The following is a 23,726-nucleotide window of genomic DNA, read 5'->3' on the forward strand; positions in this document are numbered from 1 at the left end:
CCGCGTTGCTCTCTTTAAGCGTCTGGCTACATTATCTTTTCTTCACTTTCCGTGTATTCTGAGTACAAACAATCAGACCTCCGGAGAATCTCTGATGCCATGCCAGCAACCCGATGCCATTATCCGTATTAAAAACCTGCGGTTACGCACCTTCATCGGTATCAAGGAAGAAGAAATCAACAACCGTCAGGACGTTCTGATCAACGTAGCGATCCACTACCCGGCAGACAAGGCGCGTAACAGCGAAGACATTAGCGATGCCCTCAACTATCGCACCATCACCAAGGCGATCATTCGCCATATCGAAGACAACCGCTTCGCGCTACTGGAAAAATTAACTCAGGATGTGCTCGACATAGTGAAACAACATCCATGGGTAACCTATGCTGAAGTAGAGATAGATAAATTGCTGGCCCTACGTTATGCCGACTCGGTTTCCATGACTATGAGTTACCGACGGGAAACCGCTTAGCACTCACCCTACCAGGGAGGCCGACCATGAAGATCCTGATTACCGGCGCGACTGGGTTGATCGGCAGTAGCCTGACCAGGCAACTGCTGCACCTTTCGCATGAGATCACCCTGTTGACGCGCAACGTCGCCAAGGCACGGGATAAGTTCGGCGATCGGCTCAGCTACTGGGCTTCGCTTGATGAACAACGCTGTCTGGACGGCTTTGATGCCGTGATCAACTTGGCGGGTGAGCCCATTGCCGACAAACGCTGGAGCAAGGCGCAGAAAGAACTGCTATGCCGCAGCCGTTGGGATTTAACCGAACGACTAGCCACGCTCATCGCCGCCAGCAATACGCCACCTTCGGTACTGATTTCCGGCTCGGCGGTCGGCTATTACGGCGATCAGGGCCAGGCGGTGGTAACGGAAGAAGAACCTCCGCACGATGAATTTACCCACCAGCTGTGCCAACGCTGGGAGGCTCTGGCCCTTCGGGCGCAAAGTAGCTACACGCGCGTTTGCCTGCTACGTACCGGCGTTGTCTTGTCGCCCAAAGGGGGAGCGCTGGCGAAGATGCTACCGCCATTCCGTATGGGGTTAGGCGGGCCGATCGGCAATGGCCGCCAGTATCTGCCCTGGATCCATATCGACGATATGGTCAATGCCATCATTTACCTGTTGGACAATCCTGCGCTACGTGGGCCATTCAATATGGTGGCACCTTATCCGGTGCATAATGAACAGTTCACCGCCACCCTGGCCAAGGTGCTGGATCGTCCAGCATTTTTGCGTGCGCCAGCCTTTGCCATGCGGTTACTGATGGGGGAAGCGGCGGTGTTGGTATTAGGGGGGCAACGGGCAGTGCCGAGGCGGTTGGAAGAGGCGGGATTTGTTTTCCGTTTCTTTGAATTGGAACAAGCACTGGATGATGTGATCAATCAACAGGCTTGATGCCCTCTCACCGTCTCCCTGCGGGAGACGGTGAGAGGAAAAATATCTACTTCAGCGCTCCTGAAAGAAACTGCTGCAAACGCGGGCTCTTAGGGTTACCAAACAACTCCGCAGGTGGCCCCTGCTCTTCAATCACCCCCTGATGCAGGAAAATGACGTGGCTGGAGACATGGCGCGCAAATTCCATTTCGTGCGTCACTACCACCATGGTTTTCCCCTCTTCCGCCAATTTCTGCATAATGCGCAGCACTTCGCCCACCAGTTCAGGATCCAGCGCCGAAGTCGGTTCGTCGAACAACAGCACTTCCGGCTCCATTGCCAACGCCCGGGCAATGGAAACACGTTGCTGTTGCCCACCGGAGAGGTGCACCGGGTATTTGATTTGCGCCCGCGCGTCAATGCCGACCTTATCCAGATAGCGCACCGCCCGTTCACGCGCCTCGGCCTTGCTCAGCCCCAATACCTGGATTGGAGCTTCCATCACATTCTCCAACACCGTCATGTGGCTCCACAGGTTGAAATGCTGGAACACCATGGTCAGGCGGGTACGCAGCAACTGCAGCTGTTTCTTGTCATAGACTCTGAGCTGGCCATCCTTGTCGCGCACCATGCGAATATTTTCATTATTCAGGCTGATGGAGCCTTCGCTGGGCTTTTCCAGGAAGTTGATGCAACGCAGAAAGGTACTTTTACCGGAGCCGGAAGAACCGATAATGCTAATCACATCGCCCGCATTGGCCGCCAGGGAGACCCCTTTCAGTACTTCATGGTCACCATAACGCTTGTGCAGTTCGGTGACGGCTAATTTTTGTTCAGGCATGGTGGATCCCCGTCATTCATCGATGAGTTACGTGTGCCATCCAGCGTTTTTCTGCCCTGCGGAACAGGCTGATCAACGTATAGGAGATAATCAGATACAGCACGGCCGCAATGCCAAAGGCATAAAACGGCTGGTAGGTCGCCGCGTTGATATCGCGGGCCACCTTCAACAGGTCCGGCACCGTGGCGGTAAAGGCCAGTGCGGTCGAGTGCAGCATCAGAATCACTTCATTGCTGTACGCCGGTAGTGCCGAACGCAGCGCCGAAGGCAAAATAATGCAGCGATACAGTTTAAAGCTGGAAAACCCATAGGCCCTGGCCGCTTCAATTTCCCCATGCGGCACCGAACGAATGGCTCCGGCGAAAATCTCTGTGGTATAGGCACAGGTATTCAGCGTTAGCGCCAATATGGTGCAGTTCATCCCGCTGCGGAAAAACGCATTGAGCAGCTCAGTACCCCGCACGATTTCCAGGCTGTACATACCGGAATAAAACACCAACAGTTGTACGTACAGCGGCGTACCGCGGAAAACATAGGTATACAGCCACACTGGGTAGCGTACCCAACGGGTGGAAGAAACCCGAGCTACCGCCATCGGGATGGCCAGCAGCCCGCCCATGACCACCGAAGAGATCAGCAACCACAGCGTCACCGCCACACCGGTATAGCGATAGCCATCGGTCCACAGCAGTTGCTGCCAATACTGATGCAGAATATCGATCATAGTTCGGCCCTTTTGACGCCCAGTGAATAACGCCGCTCAAGCCACAGCAACACACCGTTGGAAATCGTGGTGAACAACAGATACACCAAACCTGCGACAATGGCGTAGAAGAAAGGCTGATAGGTGCCCTTTCCTGCCAGCTGCGTGGCCTTTACCAGATCGTTGAGTCCAAGAATGGAGACCAAGGCCGTCGCCTTGAGGATCACCTGCCAGTTGTTGCCGATGCCGGGTAACGCAAAGCGCATCATGGCCGGAAACAGAATGCGGCGGAAAATCTGCCCGTTGGAAAAACCGAAGGCGGTAGCCGCCTCGATCTGACCACGAGGCACCGCCAGGTAGGCTCCCCGGAAGGTTTCGGTAAAATAGGCTCCGTAGATAAAGCCCAGGGTAATGATGCCCGCCCCCAAGGGATCGATATCAATCTGTGAGAAGCCAATAAACTCCGTCACATGGTTAAGGGCAATTTGCAGACCGTAGAAGATCAACAGCATCAACACCAGGTCCGGCACGCCACGGATCAAGGTGGTATAGGCACCAAAGATCGTGGAAATAACAGGGTTTTGCGAAAGTTTACCGCCAGCGCCGATCAAACCAATCACCACCGCCAGCAATACGGAACTGAGGGCCAGCTCCAGCGTCACCAGAGCCCCCTCAAATATCAGTTGGGAGTAACCTTGTAGCATTTACGTCACCCTGTCGTCATTGAGCACGTCATGACACTCCAGCCAGAACAGGCCCGGAAAACCGGGCCTGTTGTCATAGAGAGTACCCGACAGGAATTAGCCGCCGTAAACGTCAAAGTCGAAGTATTTTTTCGCGAACTTATCGTAGGTGCCGTCTTTGCGCATTTCGGCAAAGGCTTTGTCCAGTGCCGCTTTCAGCTCGGTTTCATCCTTGCGCAGGCCCATACCGGTGCCGACACCAAAGAATTTATCGTCCTTCACCGATTCACCGGCAAACTCGTACTCCTTGCCTGGAGGCTGCTTCAGGAAGCCTTCGCTCGCGGCGACTTCATCTTGAAACGCGGCGTCAATACGCCCGGAAGCCAGATCCGCATACACCAGATCCTGGTTCTGGTAAGGCACCACGGTCACGCCTTTTGGCTGCCAGTTGGCGTTAGCAAAAGCTTCCTGGGTGGTCCCCTGCAATACGCCAATGCTTTTGCCCTTCAGCGCATCGACGGTAGGCAGGATCTTGGAGCCTTTTGGTGCGATCAGCCGTGAGTTGGCCGCAAACAGCTTGTCGGTAAAGGCAATTTCCTGCTGGCGTTTTTCGGTAATGGACAGAGAAGAGATGATAGCGTCGATTTTCTTCGCTTTCAGGGAGGGGATCAGCGCATCAAAATCGCTTTCCACAAAGATACACTTGGTATTTATGCGTTTGCACAGCTCGGTGGCCAGATCGATATCGAAGCCAACCAGTTGCCCCTGCGCATTTTTCGATTCAAACGGCGCATAGGTCGGATCGGTGCCGATTTTCAGCGTGGAAGGTAATGCGGCGAATGCACTGCTAACCGCGCTCAAAGCCAAAACTAAAGGGAGAACTTTAACAAGCTTTTTCATAATTACCCTCAAATGGATATTTTTGCCGATGCCACTACGGGCATTACTTTCATCACACACAGGATCTGCAGTAATCATGCCACTTTGTCATTAGCGAGCGCGGGGAACGGCCACGCTCTGTTCAAAGCTCTTCCCAGAGGCAACGAACGACAAAATGAACGGCAAACTCGGGCTTCGCCATGGAAAACCTACAAGTTACTGAAACAGAGTGCATGGGGAAGCAGGATCATTATGATGCATCAATCGCACTAAATCAGTGCGATGTTGCACAAATGTATAAATTTGAGGGTAAGCTGGTTAATTAACGCCTTGCCAACGCGTGAAGAGATCTTGCGGCAGTTCGATGTCAAACTGGTCGATAACCCGATTAACGGTCTGATCGATAATATCATCAACGGTTTGCGGACGATGGTAGAAGGCCGGTACCGGCGGCATAATCACCGCCCCCATCTCCGCGGCCTGGGTCATCAGCCGCAGATGGCCCAGGTGCAACGGCGTTTCACGCACGCAGAGCACCAGTGGCCGACGCTCTTTGAGGACCACATCGGCGGCGCGAGTCAGCAGCCCATCGCTGTAACTGTTGACGATGCCAGATAACGTTTTGATTGAGCATGGCAAAATCACCATCCCCATGGTTTTGAACGAGCCGGAGGAAATGCTGGCGGCAATATCACGCGAATCGTGCACCACATCGGCCAAAGCCTGAACGTCACGCAGGCTCAGAGAGGTTTCCAACGCCAGCGTCTGGCGTGCCGCGTTGCTCATTACCAGGTGGGTTTCCACCTCTTCTACACCACGTAGTACCTGTAGTAAGCGCACGCCGTAGATAGCGCCGCTGGCGCCGGAAATACCGATAATGAGTCTTTTCATCAAGCTGGCCTTTGTCGGGAAATATGCCGTAAGGATAGCCGAATAGGGGCAGGTTTGGCAGCAAACCTTCGTAGATTCAAGGTGGGAATAAAACAATGCACCATAACCAACGCTATGGTGCACCGTTTTGGTGAGACACGTGGGCGTTAACCCTCGTTATGCATTTCCAGATTTTCGGCTTCCGTCTGGCCGCGCAACGCTTTGGCATCGTCATTACGCAGCGTTTCCAGATATTCCAGATAGCTCTGGTCAACGTCTTTGGTCACGTAGATGCCGTTAAACACCGAGCATTCAAACTGGGCGATATCCGGGTTCTCTTCGCGCACTGCGGCGATCAGGTCATCCAGATCCTGGAAAATCAGGCCGTCGGCACCAATAATCTGGCGGATTTCGTCTACTTCACGCCCATGGGCAATCAGCTCCGTCGCGCTCGGCATATCGATGCCGTACACGTTAGGGAAGCGGATCTCCGGTGCGGCAGAAGCCAGATAAACCCGTTTGGCCCCGGCGTCACGCGCCATCTCCACGATCTGCTCTGAAGTGGTACCACGGACGATGGAGTCATCAACCAACAGCACGTTCTTATCGCGGAATTCGGCACGATTGGCGTTCAGCTTGCGGCGTACCGACTTACGGCGAGCCTGCTGGCCCGGCATGATGAAGGTGCGGCCAACATAGCGATTCTTGACGAAGCCCTGGCGATACGGCTTATCCAAAATACGGGCAATCTCCAGCGCGATATCGCAAGAGGTTTCCGGGATCGGGATCACCACGTCGATATCCAGATCTTCCCATTCGCGCGCAATCTTCTCACCCAATTTCTGCCCCATACGCACGCGGGCGCTGTAGACGGAGATCTTGTCCATAAAGGAGTCAGGACGGGCAAAGTAGACATACTCGAACAGGCATGGATTGGTTTTTGGGTTCTCCGCGCACTGGCGAGTGAACAACTGGCCTTTTTCGGTGATATACACCGCTTCACCCGGCGCTACGTCGCGCAGGAAGTCGAAGCCCAAGGTATCCAGCGCCACGCTCTCAGAGGCTACCATGTACTCACAGCGGCCATCTTCCAGCTCACGTTTGCCGATCACCAGCGGGCGAATGCCGTTGGGATCGCGGAACGCCACCAGACCGTGGCCGATAATCATGGCTACGCAGGCGTAAGCGCCACGCAGTTGCTGATGCATCGCGGCAACGGCGGTAAATATGTTGTCGGACTCCAATGGATAATGCGGGAAACGGTCAAGCTCGGTGGCCAGCACGTTCAGCAGGATCTCGGAATCGGAAGTGGTGTTGACATGACGGCGGCCACGTTCAAACAGCTGTTGGCGCAGTTCGTGGGCGTTGGTCAGGTTGCCGTTGTGTGCCAGCGTAATGCCGAACGGCGAGTTGACATAGAAAGGTTGAGCTTCTGAAGCGCTGGAGCTGCCAGCCGTTGGGTAACGCACATGGCCAATGCCCATGTTGCCCTGCAGGCGCAGCATATGCCGGGCTTCAAATACATCTTTCACCAGACCATTTGCCTTGCGCAGGCGGAACCCATTATGGGCATCAATAGTGACGATGCCAGCGGCATCCTGTCCACGATGCTGGAGCACCATCAATGCATCATAAATCGACTGGTTTACCGGCATAAAACCGGCGATACCGACAATACCGCACATGTTGTCTTTTCCTCTAAGCCGCTACCGCCCCGGTAATTGGGTTGGTAAGAAACTCGACGTGCTTTGCAGATAGTCAAAGAACCATCTGATGATGTAACTGAACTGGGGGATCAACTGTGACTGTTTCCAGTCCGCACTCTGCGACAGGGTGGTAAAGGTATCCAGGAAGAACAGTATCGCCGCCACGATCAACACGCCGCGCAGTGCGCCGAAACACACGCCCAGCACCCGATCGGTGCCCGATAATCCGGTTTTCTCTACCAGTGACCCAATCACATAGTTAACGATAGCGCCCACAATCAGCGTTGCGATAAACAAAATGGCAATCGCAATGCCGTTACGTACCAGCTCATCTTCAAAACGGGTGAAGTAGGCTGCAAGGTATGGGTAGAAATGGCTGGCAACAAAGAACGCACATCCCCATGTCACAAGTGACAATGCTTCGCGAACAAAACCTCGGATCAGGCTCACCAGAGCCGAAAATCCAATCAACGCTAAAATGACGTAATCAATCCAGACCATGAACTATTCCAATGATGAATCGCCCCTGCATCCAATCGCGGCGAATTCTAACAGAAAAAGAAAACGTTTGCGTAGCGGATTTCCCACCACGTAACAAATAAAAAACGGCGATCTTAAAATTGCTAATCGCCGCGCCTACATAGGATATCCGGCCCCTGAAAGGCACAATTTTTGTGGCGATTTGGCAATCCTCCTCCTTGAGCACTGGCCCCTCACCCTAACCCTCTCCCACAGGGAGAGGGGATCGTCCGAGTCGCGGTTAGCGGTTGTGACACAATTCCAACTTACCCGAACCTTGGATTAAGTGAGCAAGAATATTAGAACCCGTCCCCCTCTACGCACAATGCTTGAGGGAACGCCCCCTCTCCCTGTGGGAGAGGGTCGGGGTGAGGGGCATACATATGACAGCCCCAATGGATCAACGTGCGCTATACGCCTTCACCTGCCCGCTCAGCCCACTGATCCCATTCAGCTCCGCCAGCGAAGCCTGCAGCTTCTGCTTCGAGGCATCTGGGCCAACGTAGATGCGGGTGATCTCACCCTGCACCGGCGTGGATGGCACGGTATAAGCCCGGTGCCCAGACAGGCGCAGCGAAGCGACGATCTCATTGACCTTGGCAGCATTTTTCAACGCCCCCAACTGCACCACATAGGCCTGACCAGCCGGCGCCTTTTCTTCAACCGCAGGTTTGGTTTCAGGCTTTGGCTCTGGTTTCACTTCCGGCTTTGGCTCTACCTTTGGCGGTGTTGGCACTGGCTTAGGTTTCACTTCCACCGGCTTCACCTCTACCGGTTTAGGTTTAGTTGGCTGAACCGGCTTGGTTTCGATGGGCGGCGGAGCAACAACCGCAGGCTGCTGCGGTTGAGTCGTTTGATTAGCCGCCTGCTGGGCGGAAGCCTCGGCGGCGGCCTGCTGCTGCTCAACCAAAGCGCCAGCCCCCTCCGGTGGAACCGAAGGTAGCGCCTGATTGGCCGGTGGGATCACGTCGATTTCATGAGCATCCCCCGGTTTGGGCACTAACGGGATCGCCGCAAACTCATCCTCATAATGCTTCTTTTTGCCGTCAAGCAGCCCCGGCAGGACAATCACCCCCAGGGCAACCAAAATCACGGTTCCAACCAGTCGATTCTGAAATTTACTTGCCACTCACACTCCCCGCCTCTCGTCTAACGCCGCCATCACGTGGGCAACAGTGTGGAAAGACCCACAGACGATCACAATATCCTGAATATCTGCGTCCTGCATAGCCTGACGCCAGGCAGTTTCGACATCGGCAAATTTGCGTGGTTCCGTTAAATACTGTGCCAGCAGTTCAACGCTGGCTCCGCGCGGGCCTTCCAGCGGCGCACAATACCACTCGTCCACCTGTTCACTCAGGCAGGCCAGCGTACCGGCAATGTCTTTGTCCGACAGCATCCCCACCACCGCGCGTACTACTCCGCCATTGCGGGGGAGTTTCGCCAGCCGCCCAGCCAGATAGGCCGCAGCATGAGGGTTGTGGGCAACGTCCAGGATCAGCTGCGGGTTCTGCTGCACGGTCTGAAAACGTCCAGGCAAAGCGGCCTGCTGTAAACCGGCAAAAATCGCCTTTTCGTCGATTTCCAGCGCCGAATAGTGCAGCGCAGCCAATGCCGTTGCCGCATTCGCCAAGGGGACATTAGGCATAGGGAGCTCGGTCAGACGTGTGCCGCCCCCTTCCCATTGCCAGCGTTCACCCTGTTCGCTGAACGACCAGGCATCATCACGGCGATACAGTTGAGCGTTGAGATCTTCCGCTACCTGCTGGATGCTATGCGGCATATCCGGTTCACCGACCACGGCAGGCTTGCCGCCACGGAATATCCCCGCCTTCTCGCGGCCAATGCTTTCACGATCGTGGCCTAGCCAGTCGGTGTGATCCAAGGCAATGCTGGTCACCACGGCGACGCTTGGCTCAACGATATTGGTCGCGTCCAGACGCCCGCCCAGCCCCACTTCCAGGATCACCACGTCAAGCTTAGCCTGTTTAAACAGCTGTAATGCCGACAGGGTGCCAAATTCGAAATAGGTCAGCGAGGTTTCCCCCCTGCCAGCCTCAATCGCGGCAAAAGAGCGGCAGTGTTCAGCTTCACTCAGCTCTTCACCCTGTATGCGCACCCGTTCGGTATAACGCACCAGATGCGGTGAACTGTAAACCCCGACCCGAAGCCCGGCAGCCAGCAAAATGGCCTCTAACGTGCGGCAGGTGGTGCCTTTGCCGTTAGTACCGGCAACGGTAAATACCGTAGGAGCAGGAGTGAGAAGGTCAAGGTGCGCCGCAACGTGTTGCACACGCTCCAGGCCGAGTTCGATCGCCTGGCTATGCAGACGTTCCAGATAGTAAAGCCACGAGCTCAATGGCGACGTGGCTTGGGGAATTTGGTGGTTTTGCATGAGTCCCATCACTGACTTTGGGTTCATAAATCCGTAAGACGCATCGCCCTGACAATGTCAAAAGCGATGCTCTTCGTTTCCCGCCGCAACTTAGCCACAAAATGGCGGCAGAACCCGGCGCAGGCTTGCACCTATACCGGGTCTTTGTCTGCTCCTCAGGCGTCGGCCTGATTTTCCTGAGCGATGACCGGCGCGGCCTCATCGAAATGCGGCTGCGGCTGGTTGGTCAGCTTGGACAGAATGCTGGCCAGGGTCTGACGCATCACCGGACGGCGCACGATCATGTCGATGGCGCCCTTTTCAATCAGGAACTCACTGCGCTGGAAGCCCGGCGGCAGTTTTTCACGTACGGTTTGTTCGATAACCCGTGGCCCGGCAAAGCCGATCAGCGCTTTTGGCTCGGCAATGTTGATATCGCCCAGCATCGCCAGGCTGGCGGATACGCCACCCATGGTCGGATCGGTCAGTACCGAAATATACGGCAGGCCACGCTCTTGCAGCTTGGCCAACGCGGCGCTGGTTTTCGCCATCTGCATCAGCGACATCAGCGCTTCCTGCATACGCGCACCGCCACTGGCAGAGAAGCACACCAGCGGGCAGTTATCTTCCAACGCCTGTTCAACCGCACGCACAAAGCGTGCACCAACCACGGAAGACATCGAACCGCCGATAAAGGCGAATTCGAAGGAGGCCGCAACGATCGGCATGCCATACAGCGTGCCCTTCATCACCACCAGCGCGTCTTTCTCGCCGGTTGCTTTCTGTGCGGCAACCAGACGATCTTTGTACTTTTTGGAATCCTTGAACTTCAGAACGTCTTTCGGCTCCAGTTCGCTGCCCAGTTCCACTTCACTGCCTTCATCCAGCAAGGTATGCAGACGCATACGGGCTGACATGCGCATGTGGTGGTCGCACTTGGGGCAGACCTCAAGGTTACGCTCCAGTTCAGCACGGTAAAGGACCTGACCACAGCTATCGCATTTGGTCCAGACCCCTTCAGGAATGCTCACCTTACGGGTTTGCGTAACATTGCTTTTGTTGAGAATTCGTTCAATCCAGCTCATCGATGACCTTTCTGTTTGAACCTGGCAGACACCCGTCCGCTGTTCATGCCTTAACAATCCTCCCGCAACACACCCCATGCAAAAATGCCGAGCTAAGCGCAACTGGCGCGCTACCAAGGCATTGGCTTCAGGGTCGTTCGCGGGAACAGACCATAAATGTCGCTCATTAAACCATATCGGCCCGATTGTGTGGACAAAAAACTGGTCGAACCGACGGGTTAAGCGGTGTTTTTACTGTTTTTGTTGGCGGGCAGCCGCGCGTTTATGGCGCCAGATTTCAATAATGCCCGGCAGAATTGAAACCAGGATGATGCCAACAATCAACAACTTCAAGTTTTCCTGCACGATCGGCAAGTCGCCAAACAGGTAGCCAGCATAAGTGAACAGCAGCACCCAAAGTAGCGCACCAATCACGTTATAGGCAGCAAAGTGGCGATAGGACATATGCCCCATGCCGGCAACGAACGGCGCAAAGGTACGCACGATCGGCACAAATCGCGCCAGAATAATGGTTTTTCCGCCGTGTTTCTCGTAGAACTGGTGGGTTTTGTCCAGATAGCTACGGCGGAAAATTTTCGAGTTCGGGTTGCTGAACAGCTTTTCGCCGAACAGCCGACCAATAGTGTAGTTGACGGCATCGCCAATCATCGCCGCAATCACCATCAACGCCACCATGGTATGCACGTTGAGATCGTTGGAGGGCAATGCGGCCAGCGCACCGGCGACAAACAGCAGAGAATCCCCCGGCAGGAACGGCGTAACCACCAGCCCGGTTTCACAAAACAGGATCAGGAACAGAATGGCGTAAACCCACATACCGTATTGCGCGACCAGTTCTGCCAGGTGCACATCAATATGCAAAATAAAATCAATCAGAAACTTGATGATGTCCATAAACTCTCTCAATTGACCGGGTGTCTCTCTCACCCGGCGTTGGCACCAGTAAATAACGTATTAATCTGCCAGCCTGCCAGTTAATCGTCGGCTAAAAACAGCGGCCCCATCGGCGGCCGGGGTAAGGCAAACGACTCGGGATAATCAACCGCAACCAGGTACAGTCCTTCGGCTCGTGCGGTAGCGGCCGCCAGGCTGCGATCTTTGAGCGCCAACAGTTCGCCCATCCAGTTCTCATCCTGATTGCCACAGCCAATCTCCATCAGGCTGCCAACAATGTTGCGCACCATATGATGGACAAAGGCGTTGGCCTTTATATCTACCACGATATATTCGCCATAGCGCGAAACCTTAACGTGTTTTACGTTTCGCCACGGCGTGCGTGACTGGCATTGCACCGCCCGGAAGGAGGTAAAATCGTTTTCCCCCAGCAGGGCCTGTGCGGCACGATGCATGCGATCGGCGTCCAGCGGATGATAAAAGTGCGTCACCCCCTGCTGCAAGACCGCCGGGCGATAGCGGTGATTATAAATAATGTAGCGATAACGCCGCGCGGTGGCGCTAAAGCGAGCATGAAAATCGCTGCTGACCTCTTTCACCCAGCGTACCGCGATATCTGGCGGCAAATGGCTGTTCACCCCCATCGTCCAGGCGGCGTCTTTACGCTGTGCGGCGGTTTCGAAATGCACCACCTGCCCGGTAGCGTGCACCCCAGCATCGGTGCGCCCGGCGCAGAATACGCCGATCGGCGCATCCGCCACCTTGCTTAACGCTTTTTCCAGGCATGCCTGGACGCTGGTAACCTCTTGCTGACGCTGCCAGCCGTAATAACGGCTGCCGTCATACTCAATCCCCAGCGCAATTTTCAGCATTGGCTGGGTTGGCAACTCCACCTCGGACATCAGTACATCTGCTCCTGCAACAGCCGTTCAGCGGTTTCGATCGCCATCAACGCGCCACCAAAGCGCACGTTATCGGCCACCGACCAGAACTGCAGCATCTCGGGGATACCGTAATCATTGCGCAGACAGCCAATGCTCAGCATATCGCTGCCGGAAGCTTCGGTAACCTGAGTCGGATAATCGTCTTCTTCGCTCAGTTGAATATCTTCAGCCTGCTCCAGCTCGTGGCGAGCTTCCTCTGCCGCGATTGGACGCAGCGCTTCCAGATGTACCACTTGCGCATGGCCGTAGAAAACCGGCGACTGAACGCAGCTTACCGAAATCGGCAGCCCTTCATCCTGCAACACCTTACGCACCTGATCGACGATCAGACGCTCTTCACGCACGCTGCCCTGCTCATCGGTCATCAATGGCAGCAGGTTAAACGCCAACTGCTTGGCGAACACGCCTGGTTCTGCGGGAATGCCGTTCAGCAGACGCGCGCTCTGGCCTGCCAGATCGTCCACCGCGACCTTGCCGCGAGCCGAAACCGACATCAGCGTGGTGACGTGCAGACGGGAAAGCCCGGCCTGTTCGGTCAGCGGTTTAATCGCCGTCAACAGTTGGCTCACCATACTGTCGGCCACCGCGACGATATTGCGGTTGCGGTAATCCGCCAGCACCTGCGGGTTAACACCTGGCACCACTAACGGCACGTCCGGCTCAAGTGCAAAATGGCCGCTGGTGTCGATCACCAGGCAGCCCATATTGCCCGCATCATCAGCGTAACGGGCCGCAGCGTCGCTACCGGCAACAAAAAACGCCAGTTGCGCCTGCGACCAGTCGAATTCTTCTACGTTTTCCACCAGCAAGGATTTGCCGTTGAAACGCACCGTAGCGCCAGCACTGCGCTCGCTGGCTAAAGGAAAGAGTTCACCCACCGGGAACTGGCGTTCCTGTAGCAATTCCAGCAACGCTTCACCTACTGCGCCAGTGGCACCGAGCACAGCGATATTCCAGCCGTCAGACATTGGGTTTCTCCAGAGTATTTGATTCAAATGCAAACGGGCGATGCAGTCACCGCCCGATAAACTTTACCGCCAATTGCCTTAAGGCAACCTTATGCTCGCCCTGTTACAGGACGCCGAAGCCCAGTTTGTGCAGCAGTTCCGCACTGGCGCTGTCATCGCACTGCACCCGCAGTGAAGACCACTCCCGGCGTTCCTGATAATGCTTGCGCAGGCGATCGAACTCACCCGGCAGCCCGGCAACTTGCCGCAGCGGCGCATCATCGCGGCGCACATCATACACCAAGTGCATCAATCGTTTTAACTTGCCTTCGTCCAGCGGCCCATTGAGGCGGATTTCGCTGAACTCTGGCACCGGCAGCAGCGAGGCCAGCTCGATAGCTTGCGGCTGCCCCAGATGCTGGGCAAAGGCTTCAAACACCTGTGTGGTGCCGCGCGCCTTGCCTTCCAGCGTGTAACCGGCGATATGGGCGGTGCCGATATCCACCCGATCCAGCAACGGCACGCTGAGATCCGGCTCCGGCTCCCACACGTCCAGTACCGTACTCAATCGCTTACCCCGCTCCAACACGTTAAGCAACGCGACGTTATGCACCACGGCCCCCCGGCAAGCGTTGATCAGAATGCGATCGTCGGGCAAAGCATCCAGCAGATCCGCGTTGGCCAGATGCAACGATTTATACGGGCCAGTCTTGTTCAACGGGGTATGGAACGTCAGCACGTCGGCCTCTGCCACCAGCTTTTCCAACGGCCAGAATTCGCCGCTGTCCCCACGATCGGCGCGTGGTGGATCGCACAACAGCGTACGCACGCCCATGGCTTTCAGGCGAGCATCCAGCCGGGAGCCAACATTGCCGACACCCACAATACCAACGGTTTTATCACGCAAAGAGAAGCCATCGCGCTCCGCCAACAGCATTAATGACGAAAGCACATACTCCACCACCGCAATGGCATTGCAGCCAGGGGCGGCCGAGAAACCAATCCCCGCCTGCTGCAACCACGCCTCGTCCACATGGTCGGTCCCCGCCGTAGCGGTGCCAACAAAACCGATCTTGGTGCCAGCCAACAGTTCCTGATTCACTTTGGTCACCGAACGCACCATCAAGGCGTCGGCTCCGGCCAGCGCATCGGTTGGGATCGGGCGACCAGGCACGGCCTTTACTTCCCCCAAGCGGCTAAACAAATCCACCGCATAGGGCATATTTTCATCAACCAGTATCTTCACGTCACTCTCCGACGGGTATAGGTAAGCAATAGCTGCAAAATAGTGTGCCACTGAATGGTTTAGAAACCCAAGCTTGTTATGCACAGTGGAATAACGATGTTTTTCTTCTAAGCTTTATTGAGTTTTTTCCGATAATTACCAGGCAAGGAGGCGAACCTTCGCGTTAGCGACCGGCTAACGGGCAGAAACAAATCGAAAATCAAAGGTGTTAACCATGAAAAAAGCGACACTTGTTCTGGCGATCGTTGCAACACTCACAGCCGTTGGTACCGCTCAGGCTGAAAACGTGACTACACAAGCATTGGCCACCTGGCCTGCGATAGCGGTGAAAGACTCCTCCAGTCAATTGGTCGTTACCCCCATTGGCAACCTGTATTTCCAATATGCTGAAGGCGTAAAGCGCTTCAATAGCCAGCAAGGCGTGTTCGACGTAGCTCTCCAAGGCGAAGGAACCGCGATTAAACTGACCGCCAAACTGGTTTCCAATACCCTGACTCAATTAGGCACCTCCGGTTCCACCCTGGAAGTGGGGGTTAAACACCACGGCGCTGCGATAACAAAAACCGCTCAAACCACCCTGATTGATACTTCGGCCGGTATATCAGGCGGTAACCTGAGCAAACTTGCTAACGCTGACAAGCAGCCTGGCCGCCAGAGTGCGCAAGACCACTTCGATTTCACTATCATCGGTGCGACGGCTGATGGCACGACCCCGGTGACCGACTTCAGCACCTTGCCGGCAGGCACCTGGAGTGGTGATGTGAACGTTCGGTTCGACGTAACCTGGGCCAGTTGATGTCGTGTTGGGATTGTCATGCCCGGCGGAAACGTTCTGGCGTGGTACCGGCGATCTGCTGGAACATCACAATAAACGCGGAAGCCGAGCTGTAGCCCACATCGAGTGCGACATCCTGCACGGTTTTCCCCTGTTCGAGCAGCGAAAGCGCATGTAAAAAGCGCAGGCGCTGCCGCCACTCGCTAAACGACATGCCCAGTTCCTGCTGGCAACGGCGTGAAAGCGTCCGCTCAGTGGTATACACCTTGCTGGCCCATACCGCCAATGAGGTGTTATCCGCTGGGCAACGTTCCAACGCCTGTAACACTGGCCCCAAAAACTTGTCTTGCGAGGTCGGCAGATAGGTCTGTTGCACCGGGGAAATCCGCAGTTGGTCGATCAGCACCCGGCAAAGGCGCAGATCCTCTTCACTAGTGGGCTCCAGCATTTTTCGCCCCAGGCAATCTTCAACAATGGCGCTGAACACCGGCGAGACGTTGATCAAACAGGCCTCTTCTGGCAACCCGACGCATAAGGATTTGGCGATATTGATGGTGCGGAACAGCACCGGTTTGCGGTTATGGCTGGAATGCTCCATGCCCGGCGGCAACCAGACGGCGAACTCCGGCGGAGCCAAAAAACGCTGCCCGGCAATATTCAGCGCAATCACCCCGGTTTTGACGCAAATCAACTGCCCCCAGTCGTGGCTGTGCGGCAGATATTCGGTATCCGCATGGGTTTCTTCGCAGCGGAAAAACAGCGTGCGCGGAGCAGCGACGTCTGCGGTGGGATAATTACGGGTTTCGGCCATGGTGAAGTTGTCTTGATTTCGCGAAATGCTGTCTGATTTTGACTATATATAATAAACCGGACACGGGTAGACTAGCCAGCATGTTATTCGTTGTTGAGAATTATTATCATGAACGTGCTCTTTCCCCTGCTGGCGGTGCTGATCTGGTCGATTAACGCCGTAGTCAGTAAAGTATCGGCAACCGCCATCGATCCGGCGGCCATCTCCTTCTATCGCTGGGCATTGGCGCTGATCGTGCTCACCCCTTTCGTTCTGCCGGGAGCGATCCGTAATTGGCCTACCATTCGCGCCAACTGGTGGAAACTGATGATCCTCGGCCTGCTGGGGATGGTGCTGTATCAAAGCCTGGCCTATTACGCCGCACATAGCGTCAGCGCGCTGTTTATGGGCATCCTCAACTCGCTGATCCCGCTGCTGACGGTATTAATCGGTATATTCGTCCTGCGCGTTGCCCCCACCGTGGGTATCGCACTGGGTAGTATCCTGTCGCTGGGTGGGCTGGTGTGGCTGGTTAGCGCGGGGCAACCCGGGCTGCTGCTGCAACACGGCATTGGCAAAGGTGAACTGATGATGTTCGCCGCTTCGGCCTCCTACGCCCTGTACGGCGTGTTGACCAAACGTTGGGCGATCCCGTTACCCAACTGGCAGTCTCTGTATGTGCAGATCGTGTTTGGCGTGGTACTGCTGTTGCCGAACTTCCTGATGGCGCATGACGTGCAGCTTACCAGCCAGAACATCCCGCTAGTGCTGTTTGCCGGTATCCCTGCGTCGATTGCCGCACCGTTCCTGTGGATCCAGGGGGTGATGCGCCTGGGAGCCAACAAGGCGTCGATCTTTATGAACCTGGCACCGGTGTTCACCGCGATAATTGCGGTCCTGTTCCTGCATGAACAGTTGCATAGCTACCATCTGATTGGCGGCGGTATCGCCCTGCTGGGGGTGATCCTGTCACAGCGCCTGCGCACGCCGTTAGGGCGCAGAAAAACCACCGTTACACCATAAGGTTCGGGGGGAGATGCGCCCCCTTACCCTCTATCACCCCAACAGCCTAAAGCGTATCCGCACCGACAGGCCACCTAGCGCGTCAGAACTCAGCAATTCCGGGCGGGTACCGTGATAAGCGGTAATATCTTTGACCAATGCCAGCCCCAACCCTGCGCCAGGCTGGTCACCCACATTATCCAACCGTCGAAACGGTTGTAGCGCAGCAACCGTCTGATCCTGAGCAATACCTGGGCCGCTGTCTTCTATCTCTAACAGCCCCTGCCCCTCTACCATCAATAAACGGGCGGTCACGACCCCCTTGGCTGGCGTGTATTTCAGCGCGTTATCCAACAGGTTGGCGCAAAGCTCCGCCAACAGCAACGCCTCACCGGCCACCCAACAAACTCCCACCCCTTCGTAACCAAGATCGATCCGCTTGCTGCGAGCCTGCGGCAGGCGCGAAAAACAGGCGTCGCGTAACACCTGCGCCAGATTAACCGGCTGCAACTTACGCTCGGCCTGATGCTCGTGCGCCTTCAGCCGTGAGAGGTATAGCAGGCGATCGGTCAACGCGACGGTACTGTCCAGGGTGGCGCTCATCCCTTCCAGACTCTCACGCCATTGCTCGGGCCGTTCGCTGGCCAATGCCACCCCCACCTGGGTTTTCAAAACCGTGAGCGGCGTACGTAGCTGGTGGGAGGCATCGGCACTAAAACGTTCCTGACGCGCCACCATCAACCGCAGCCGCTCAATATAGCGGTTGAATGCCAGCAGCAGCGGCTGCATTTCCGACCAGGGCAGCACCATCGGCAAAGGCGTCAGCTCCCCCGGATCGCGCCGCAGCATCATGCTGGACAGCTTGCGCAACGGTTGCAGCAGCTTTTTCAGCAGGATGTAAGCCAGAGTGAGCGTCAATACCACCACCGTTCCCTGGCTGAGCAGCGCCGCCAACAGCATCTGCCGTGCCAGATAGCGCCGCGACTCCAGCGTTTCCGCCACCAGAATGGTCGCCATCCCCATCACCCCGCCCTCATTCACCGGCTGGAACAGCGCCGCCACGCGGATTGGCTGCCCGCGATAGTGCGCATCGTAAAAATGCACCAGGGCCGGATAGAGGTTGGAACGAGGAATATAGGGCGGCATCTCGGGCAAATCGTTATAGCCCGAAATACTCTGCCCCTCAGGTGAAATAACCTGATAGTACAGCCGGTCGTTCATATTGCGCTCGAAGCTGTCCAGCACCACATAAGGCACATCCACCTCCAGGCGCTGATTGCGCACTACCAGCCGCTCCGCCACCGTACGGGCCGACGCCAATAAGGTGCGATCGTAGGCCATCGTCGCCGCACTCATCGCGCTGAAATAGTGGGTGTAGATTGAGATCCCACCCAATACCAGCAGCGGCAAACCAAAGAACAGCAGCAACTGATAGAACAACGAACGCGGTGCTTTAAACCACCTCATCGCACAGCTCCAGGCTGTAGCCCAAGCCCCGCAACGTCACGATCGCCACATTGCTCCCCTGGAGTTTCTTACGCACGCGATGGACGTAAAGTTCGATGCTTTCGGGGTTAGCCTCGTCAGAGAGGGTAAACACCTGCTCAAACAGTTGCTGCTTGGCGACCGGACGGCCACGGCGATGCATCAAGGTGGTCAACACCGCCAGCTCACGGGGAGTTAACGACAGGGGTTTTTCGGCCAGCAAGAAGTAGCCCTCGTCGTGATAGGTCAGCAAACCGTATTGCAATGCCTGTTGCGTCACGCCGACGCTGCGGCGCAGCAACGCCCGGATGCGTGCCTCCAATTCATCCAGTTCAAAGGGCTTGGTCAGGTAATCGTCAGCCCCAAGATTCAGCCCTTTAACCCGATCGGCCACCTCGGTACGGGCCGTCAATAGCAATACTGGCAGTGTCTGCCCACGCTTACGCAGCCGCGCCAACAGTTCGAGGCCGTTGAGCCGGGGCAGTGCGACATCCAGCACCACCAGCGCATAGCTTTCGTGTAGCAACAAATGGTCTGCCGCCACGCCGTCTATCGCCACATCCACTGCAAACCCAAGGCCGCTGAGGGCTTTCTGCAACCAATGAGCCAGCTCGGGGTGGTCTTCCACTAACAAGAGACGCATATCACATCCTGTAAACTTTCCCGGTCACTGAAAGGTAAATGAAAGGTTTCTGTTTTAACAATTTAGCAACCCCGTGTCAGCGGGGATTCTCACAAACTGAAACAAAACCGATGGGGAAACATCATGAAAACAATAATTACCCGTACGCTTACCGCCACTGTTCTGCTGTTCGCCGCCAACCAGGCATTCGCCGTGGAAGCGCCAAAACGCACCGAATGTATCGCCCCAGCCAAACCCGGCGGAGGCTTCGATCTCACCTGCAAACTGATCCAGGTCTCCTTGCAAGAAACCAAGGCCATCGATAAGCCGATGCGCGTCACCTATATGCCCGGCGGCGTGGGGGCGGTGGCCTATAACGCCATCGTTGCCCAGCGGCCAGCCGAATTTGGCACCGTGGTGGCGTTCTCTGGCGGTTCCCTGCTGAACCTCTCACAAGGCAAGTTTGGCCGCTACAACGTGGATGATGTGAAGTGGCTGGCGGCAGTGGGCACCGATTACGGCATGATCGCCGTACGCGCCGACTCGCCTTACAAGACGCTGAAAGACTTGATGACAGCCTTCCAGAAAGACCCGAACAGCGTGGTATTTGGTGCTGGAGCCTCCATTGGCAGCCAGGATTGGATGAAAACTGCCCTGCTGGCCCGTGAAGTTGGCGTAGATCCCCACAAGATGCGCTATGTGGCGTTTGAAGGGGGCGGCGAGCCGGTGACCGCGCTGCTGGGTAATCACATTCAGGCAGTATCCGGCGATCTGAGCGAGATGGTGCCTTACCTGAAGGGCGATAAGCTGCGTGTGCTGGCGGTATATGCCGAAGAACGCCTGCCAGGCGAGCTGGCAAACGTCCCTACCGCCAAGGAGCAGGGGTTCAATCTGGTGTGGCCGATCATCCGCGGTTTCTACCTTGGCCCAAAGGTCAGCGAGGCCGAGTATCAATGGTGGATCGACACCTTCAAAACCATGACGGCAACCGAGGAGTTCAAACAACAGCGCGATCTACGCGGCCTGTTTGAATTCAACCTGACCGGGAAGGAGCTGGATACCTACGTGAAAAACCAGGTTACCCAGTATCGTGAACAGGCCAAAGCGTTCGGGCTGGCCAAATAACCTAGGGGATTGACATGAGCGATCGTATTTTTGCTGCTCTGTGGCTGCTGATCTGCGGCGGCGGCCTGTTTATCGGTTGGGGCATCCAGAGCGAATACAGCTATGAACCTTTAGGACCACGCCCCTTTCCTTTGGCCATCCTGAGCCTGATGGCCCTGTGTGCCGCATTGCTGCTGTTGCGTCGGCCACAGCTAGTCGAGTGGCCACATAAAAACGTGCTGCAACGCCTGCTGGTGCTGGTGATCACGCTGGTGCTGTACGCCTGGGGATTCGAGTGGCTCGGTTTCCCACTGGCAACGACTCTGCTGACTTTCAGCATTGGCCTGCTGTTCCAGGCCAGTATCAAAGCCGCCTTGATTTCAGGCGTCATAATGGGCGTTTCTCTGTTCTACGCCTTTGATTATTTACTGGATGTCACACTGCCACTCGGCGTTTGGCTGAGCTAACGGGAGCGATAATGGAAACCTGGATGTATTTATCACAAGGGTTCGAAGTGGCGCTACTGCCCCAGAACCTGATGATCGCCCTGATCGGCTGCTTCGTTGGCACTATCGTCGGGCTGCTGCCGGGCCTTGGCCCGATCAACGGCGTGGCGATCCTCTTACCGCTGGCTTTCGCCTTGAAGCTACCCGCCGAGTCGGCCCTGATCCTGCTGGCCACGGTGTATATCGGCTGTGAATACGGTGGGCGGATCTCTTCGATCCTGCTCAACGTCCCGGGGGATGCCGCCGCAATCATGACCGCGCTGGATGGCTACCCGATGGCCCAACAAGGCCGTGCAGGAGTTGCCCTGTCGATCTCCGCCGTCAGCTCTTTCACCGGCTCGCTGGTCGCCATTATCGGCATTATTCTGTTCGCCCCGATGCTGGCCCGCTGGTCGCTGGCGTTTGGCCCGGCAGAATACTTTGCCCTGATGGTCTTTGCCATTGCCTGCCTTGGCAGCATGATGAGCCAGAACCCGTTGAAATCCCTGCTGGCGGCCCTGATTGGTCTGGGGCTGGCCACGGTGGGGGTGGACGCCAATACCGGCGTGTATCGCTTCACCTTCGACAGCGTACACCTCTCCGACGGCATTCAGTTTATTGTGGTGGTGATCGGGTTGTTCTCGGTCAGCGAGATCTTGCTGATGCTGGAAAGCACCAGCACGGGCCAGAAGCTGATCCGTAAAACCGGCCGCATGCTGTTTAACCGTAAAGAGGCCGCCGAGTGCGTTGGCCCGACCCTGCGATCCTCCTTTGTCGGTTTCTTCGTCGGTATTCTGCCCGGTGCCGGAGCGACTATTGCCAGTGCGCTCACCTATATGACCGAGAAGCGCATCAGCGGCAACAGTGAATCGTTCGGTAAAGGGGATATTCGTGGCGTCGCCGCACCGGAGGCCGCCAATAACGCTTCCGCCTGCGGTTCATTTATCCCGATGCTGACCCTGGGCGTACCGGGTTCAGGCACTACGGCGGTGATGATGGGAGCATTGACGCTGTATAACATCACCCCTGGCCCGGCAATGTTCACCGAACAGCCGGATATCGTTTGGGGGCTGATCGCCGCGCTGCTGATCGCTAACGTGATGTTGTTGATCATGAACATCCCGTTAATTGGGCTGTTCACCCGTATGCTGACCGTGCCGCTGTGGTTCCTGGTACCGGCGATCGCCGCCGTTTCCGCCGTTGGGGTCTATGCGGTACACAGCACGACCTTCGATTTGCTGCTGATGGTGGGGCTAGGCGTGTTTGGCTACATCCTGCGCAAAATGCACTTCCCGATGTCGCCGCTGATCCTGGGGTTTGTGTTGGGAGAAATGCTGGAGCAAAACCTGCGCCGGGCGTTGTCTATCAGCAATGGGAACTTTGATATTCTGTGGAGCAGTACCATTGCCCAATGCCTGTTGGTGCTGGCCGTCGCCGTGTTGGTGTTACCACCGCTGCTGCGCAAACTCCGCAAGCACCGTCGTATCAGCGGGGAAGCGACGGAAGTTGAGTAATGCAAAAAGGGCGCTGCATCATGCAGCGCCCCAATGTTGTGAGCCGGTTAAAAATCGGGCGGGACTAACCCGCCCGACTTATTATTGGCGTATAACCTCAACAGCCTGTTCCAAGGCCGTAATATCATCGCTGGCCAACAAGGGCTGGATGCTGGCGAACGCTTCGGCGGACAAATCGTAAATCTGCAACGCGAGTAAACGCTCGATTGTCTCCGCAGAAAACCGCCGTTTAATCATCCGGGCCGGATTGCCGCCAACGATAGCGTAGGGCTCGACATCCGCAGTCACCACGCTGCCGGCAGCCACTATCGCCCCTTCGCCAATCGTCACGCCAGGCATCAGCATGGCCCGCATCCCGATCCAACAACCATCGCCAAGGCGGGTATCACCTTTAGGTAAATAAGACGCCTGGATGGTTTCCATAAACGGATACAGGCTCAGCCAATCAATACGGTGGGTATGATTCCCTCCCATCAGGATCACCGCTTCGGCGCCAATACAGACATAATCGCCAATGTGCAACCTGTCTAGCTGCCCCAGTGGCTCCCACTGTTGGCTGACCGCATCGCCGTGTAAATAGCGCACCACGGAGCGTTCAAAGCCGTCATCCCAGCAATGGCTGTAATAACTGTGGGTTCCCTTGATCAGGATATTGGGGTTGGTTACCGTCTGGTGGAGTAATTCTACTTGTGACCAGTGTTTATCAGACATGGCATCTTCTCTTAATTTATTGCAAGAGCCACGGAACGTAATGTCAGTGGCAGCGTTTTCCGTTCAAAAACACTGCCCAATCAAGCGATAAGCGCTCGTTTTAACCTTGGATTAATGATCATTTGCTGTTTGCACCCTGTTGTTTCGCGGCCAATGGTAACAAA

At 56.0% G+C, this 23,726-nt stretch carries 25 protein-coding genes; 7 read left to right on the forward strand and 18 right to left on the reverse strand.

Going from position 1 to position 23,726, the window contains the following annotated elements:
- Nucleotides 1-94 precede the first annotated feature (94 nt).
- Nucleotides 95-472 carry a dihydroneopterin triphosphate 2'-epimerase gene (gene folX / locus KGP21_RS19655; RefSeq protein WP_021178565.1) on the forward strand — a complete coding sequence of 126 codons (378 nt, stop codon included), beginning with the start codon at nt 95-97 and terminating at the stop codon, nt 470-472.
- 26 nt (nt 473-498) lie between these two features.
- Nucleotides 499-1,404: a TIGR01777 family oxidoreductase gene (locus KGP21_RS19660; RefSeq protein WP_166733023.1), complete on the forward strand. Its 906-nt coding sequence runs from the start codon at nt 499-501 to the stop codon at nt 1,402-1,404.
- Nucleotides 1,405-1,450: 46 nt separating this feature from the next.
- On the opposite strand, the gene hisP is transcribed toward KGP21_RS19660, so the two are convergent.
- The 14 genes from hisP to pdxB form a co-directional block, all read right to left on the reverse strand.
- Nucleotides 1,451-2,224, reverse strand: a complete 774-nt coding sequence (gene hisP, locus KGP21_RS19665) for a histidine ABC transporter ATP-binding protein HisP (protein ID WP_179249951.1) — start codon at nt 2,222-2,224, stop codon at nt 1,451-1,453.
- Between the two features lie 16 nt (nt 2,225-2,240).
- Nucleotides 2,241-2,948 (reverse strand): ABC transporter permease, encoded by a 708-nt coding sequence (locus tag KGP21_RS19670; RefSeq protein ID WP_021178568.1) that lies wholly within the window; start codon nt 2,946-2,948, stop codon nt 2,241-2,243.
- Nucleotides 2,945-3,631: a histidine ABC transporter permease HisQ gene (locus KGP21_RS19675; RefSeq protein WP_021178569.1), complete on the reverse strand. Its 687-nt coding sequence runs from the start codon at nt 3,629-3,631 to the stop codon at nt 2,945-2,947. Before KGP21_RS19675 ends, KGP21_RS19670 begins: the two co-directional genes overlap by 4 nt.
- A gap of 96 nt (nt 3,632-3,727) precedes the next feature.
- Nucleotides 3,728-4,510: a histidine ABC transporter substrate-binding protein HisJ gene (hisJ, locus tag KGP21_RS19680; RefSeq protein WP_024485210.1), complete on the reverse strand. Its 783-nt coding sequence runs from the start codon at nt 4,508-4,510 to the stop codon at nt 3,728-3,730.
- Nucleotides 4,511-4,807: 297 nt separating this feature from the next.
- Complete coding sequence (locus KGP21_RS19685) at nt 4,808-5,380, reverse strand: UbiX family flavin prenyltransferase (protein ID WP_021178571.1); 573 nt, start codon at nt 5,378-5,380, stop codon at nt 4,808-4,810.
- 146 nt (nt 5,381-5,526) lie between these two features.
- Complete coding sequence (gene purF / locus KGP21_RS19690; RefSeq protein ID WP_021178572.1) at nt 5,527-7,044, reverse strand: amidophosphoribosyltransferase; 1,518 nt, start codon at nt 7,042-7,044, stop codon at nt 5,527-5,529.
- A gap of 21 nt (nt 7,045-7,065) precedes the next feature.
- Nucleotides 7,066-7,566, reverse strand: a complete 501-nt coding sequence (gene cvpA, locus KGP21_RS19695; RefSeq protein ID WP_021178573.1) for a colicin V production protein — start codon at nt 7,564-7,566, stop codon at nt 7,066-7,068.
- A 418-nt stretch (nt 7,567-7,984) separates the two neighbouring features.
- Nucleotides 7,985-8,713, reverse strand: a complete 729-nt coding sequence (gene dedD / locus KGP21_RS19700) for a cell division protein DedD (RefSeq protein WP_115158218.1) — start codon at nt 8,711-8,713, stop codon at nt 7,985-7,987.
- Nucleotides 8,714-9,979 (reverse strand): bifunctional tetrahydrofolate synthase/dihydrofolate synthase, encoded by a 1,266-nt coding sequence (gene folC / locus KGP21_RS19705; protein ID WP_115158219.1) that lies wholly within the window; start codon nt 9,977-9,979, stop codon nt 8,714-8,716.
- A 155-nt stretch (nt 9,980-10,134) separates the two neighbouring features.
- The gene (gene accD / locus KGP21_RS19710) at nt 10,135-11,043 is read right to left on the reverse strand and encodes an acetyl-CoA carboxylase, carboxyltransferase subunit beta (protein WP_021178576.1); all 909 of its coding nucleotides are present in this window, start codon (nt 11,041-11,043) and stop codon (nt 10,135-10,137) included.
- 231 nt (nt 11,044-11,274) lie between these two features.
- The gene (locus KGP21_RS19715; protein ID WP_223536071.1) at nt 11,275-11,937 is read right to left on the reverse strand and encodes a DedA family protein; all 663 of its coding nucleotides are present in this window, start codon (nt 11,935-11,937) and stop codon (nt 11,275-11,277) included.
- An 80-nt stretch (nt 11,938-12,017) separates the two neighbouring features.
- Nucleotides 12,018-12,839, reverse strand: coding sequence for a tRNA pseudouridine(38-40) synthase TruA (gene truA, locus KGP21_RS19720; RefSeq protein ID WP_021178578.1), 822 nt, complete (start codon nt 12,837-12,839; stop codon nt 12,018-12,020).
- Entirely contained in the window at nt 12,839-13,849 is a 1,011-nt protein-coding gene (locus KGP21_RS19725; RefSeq protein ID WP_094981997.1) for an aspartate-semialdehyde dehydrogenase, read from the reverse strand. Before KGP21_RS19725 ends, truA begins: the two co-directional genes overlap by 1 nt.
- Nucleotides 13,850-13,952: 103 nt before the next feature.
- Nucleotides 13,953-15,074 carry a 4-phosphoerythronate dehydrogenase PdxB gene (gene pdxB, locus KGP21_RS19730; RefSeq protein WP_021806028.1) on the reverse strand — a complete coding sequence of 374 codons (1,122 nt, stop codon included), beginning with the start codon at nt 15,072-15,074 and terminating at the stop codon, nt 13,953-13,955.
- Between the two features lie 214 nt (nt 15,075-15,288).
- Between pdxB and KGP21_RS19735 the strand changes: the two genes are divergently transcribed.
- Nucleotides 15,289-15,870, forward strand: coding sequence for a common pilus major fimbrillin subunit EcpA (locus KGP21_RS19735; RefSeq protein WP_021806029.1), 582 nt, complete (start codon nt 15,289-15,291; stop codon nt 15,868-15,870).
- Between the two features lie 16 nt (nt 15,871-15,886).
- Here KGP21_RS19735 and KGP21_RS19740 read toward each other — a convergent pair whose 3' ends face one another.
- Nucleotides 15,887-16,660, reverse strand: a complete 774-nt coding sequence (locus KGP21_RS19740) for a helix-turn-helix domain-containing protein (protein WP_115158221.1) — start codon at nt 16,658-16,660, stop codon at nt 15,887-15,889.
- A 108-nt stretch (nt 16,661-16,768) separates the two neighbouring features.
- Here KGP21_RS19740 and KGP21_RS19745 point away from each other — a divergent pair, with 108 nt between their 5' ends.
- Nucleotides 16,769-17,662: a DMT family transporter gene (locus KGP21_RS19745; RefSeq protein WP_021806031.1), complete on the forward strand. Its 894-nt coding sequence runs from the start codon at nt 16,769-16,771 to the stop codon at nt 17,660-17,662.
- A gap of 33 nt (nt 17,663-17,695) precedes the next feature.
- Here the strand turns inward: KGP21_RS19745 and KGP21_RS19750 are convergent, their stop codons facing one another.
- Both KGP21_RS19750 and tctD read right to left on the reverse strand, forming a co-directional pair.
- Nucleotides 17,696-19,108 carry a sensor histidine kinase gene (locus tag KGP21_RS19750; protein WP_021806032.1) on the reverse strand — a complete coding sequence of 471 codons (1,413 nt, stop codon included), beginning with the start codon at nt 19,106-19,108 and terminating at the stop codon, nt 17,696-17,698.
- Complete coding sequence (tctD, locus tag KGP21_RS19755) at nt 19,095-19,769, reverse strand: transcriptional regulator TctD (RefSeq protein WP_021806033.1); 675 nt, start codon at nt 19,767-19,769, stop codon at nt 19,095-19,097. Before tctD ends, KGP21_RS19750 begins: the two co-directional genes overlap by 14 nt.
- A gap of 123 nt (nt 19,770-19,892) precedes the next feature.
- Between tctD and KGP21_RS19760 the strand changes: the two genes are divergently transcribed.
- The 3 genes from KGP21_RS19760 to KGP21_RS19770 are packed head-to-tail and all read left to right on the forward strand — an operon-like array spanning nt 19,893 to nt 22,851.
- Nucleotides 19,893-20,873, forward strand: a complete 981-nt coding sequence (locus KGP21_RS19760) for a tripartite tricarboxylate transporter substrate binding protein (protein ID WP_021178586.1) — start codon at nt 19,893-19,895, stop codon at nt 20,871-20,873.
- Nucleotides 20,874-20,887: 14 nt separating this feature from the next.
- Entirely contained in the window at nt 20,888-21,319 is a 432-nt protein-coding gene (locus KGP21_RS19765; protein ID WP_223536075.1) for a tripartite tricarboxylate transporter TctB family protein, read from the forward strand.
- An 11-nt stretch (nt 21,320-21,330) separates the two neighbouring features.
- Nucleotides 21,331-22,851 (forward strand): tripartite tricarboxylate transporter permease, encoded by a 1,521-nt coding sequence (locus KGP21_RS19770; protein ID WP_021178588.1) that lies wholly within the window; start codon nt 21,331-21,333, stop codon nt 22,849-22,851.
- 81 nt (nt 22,852-22,932) lie between these two features.
- Here the strand turns inward: KGP21_RS19770 and KGP21_RS19775 are convergent, their stop codons facing one another.
- Complete coding sequence (locus KGP21_RS19775; protein WP_021178589.1) at nt 22,933-23,562, reverse strand: CatB-related O-acetyltransferase; 630 nt, start codon at nt 23,560-23,562, stop codon at nt 22,933-22,935.
- Nucleotides 23,563-23,726: the final 164 nt, after the last annotated feature.

This window comes from Serratia sp. JSRIV004 (assembly GCF_019968705.1).
In the GTDB taxonomy this organism is placed as follows: domain Bacteria; phylum Pseudomonadota; class Gammaproteobacteria; order Enterobacterales; family Enterobacteriaceae; genus Chania; species Chania fonticola_B.